This window comes from Blautia sp. BCRC 81119, from assembly GCF_003184505.1.
Classification (GTDB): domain Bacteria; phylum Bacillota; class Clostridia; order Lachnospirales; family Lachnospiraceae; genus Blautia_A; species Blautia_A fusiformis.
The window spans coordinates 1-980 of record NZ_QJHD01000064.1; the positions used below are offsets into that span (position 1 = coordinate 1).

The following is a 980-nucleotide window of genomic DNA, read 5'->3' on the forward strand; positions in this document are numbered from 1 at the left end:
GATATGATTTTTATACTCCTGTTCCGTAGCTGACATAACCTGAAAACCCTTTCGTTTCGATAGGATTATTATACCATAGAATCGTCAGATTTCCCAGCATTTCTAAGGATTTTCAGTATTTTCAGACTTATGCGGGAGCCATTTCTGAACCGCCTTTGGCTGCTCCGGGTTCAAACCTTCCAGAAGCCAGCGCAGCTGCTGATCAGAAATCTGTTTTGCTTCTTCGCCGGTCCGCGGCCATTGGAGACGTCCGTTTTCGTACCGTTTGTATAAAAGGCAGAAACCGTCTCCCTCGTAATGGACTGCTTTGATCCGGTCAGCCCTCTTTCCACAGAACAGGAATAAGGAATTGCTGTAAGGATCCAGTTTGAAGTTGTACTGGATGATATCCAGCAAGCCATTGAGCTGCTTCCTCATATCGGTGTAGCCGCATCGGATATAGATTTTCTCCACATGGGAAAGATCTCCTAACATGACTGCACGGCTTTCAGAATGTTTTCCAGCATCTGGGCAGATGTGCCTTCATAAAGTTCCACTGTTATGGATCCGATATGAAGTATGGCTGCAGGAGTGGAACGGGAAATGTTTCTGTCCGGAAGTGAAAGCTCCGCAAACTCAGCCGGGGATTCCGTTAAAGCAGTTGACTGTTGGTCTGTACACATGTGGATGCCGTTTTTCTTGCGGGGCAGTTCTTCCAGGGCAAGCTTTCGAATTTTGGAAAGCCAGTAATAATAACTTTTCAAAGAGATATCGTGTTGTTCACACCAGATCTGATTTGTCAGTCCGGAGGCCCTGCATTGCCGTATTACATCTAGCCAGTATTGAAGTTTCACCTGTTTGTCTGGAGTCAAAGAAGAAAGATCCATAAGCCTGCTCCTTAGATTAGATTTAGAGTTTTTAGAGTCAACTCCCAAAACTCTAATCAATAGTTTACATGCAACAGCCAGAAATTTCGATACACCCTCTTATTGGACGCTTAC

Annotated in this window: 2 protein-coding genes; both read right to left on the reverse strand. The window is 44.8% G+C overall.

The features are described from left to right. Nucleotides 1–102: 102 nt before the first annotated feature. Complete coding sequence (tnpB, locus tag DMI82_RS19500) at nucleotides 103–453, reverse strand: IS66 family insertion sequence element accessory protein TnpB (RefSeq protein WP_158526524.1); 351 nt, start codon at nucleotides 451–453, stop codon at nucleotides 103–105. 14 nt (nucleotides 454–467) lie between these two features. Then, nucleotides 468–866 (reverse strand): IS66 family insertion sequence element accessory protein TnpA, encoded by a 399-nt coding sequence (tnpA, locus tag DMI82_RS19505; protein ID WP_005422927.1) that lies wholly within the window; start codon nucleotides 864–866, stop codon nucleotides 468–470. Nucleotides 867–980 lie beyond the last annotated feature (114 nt).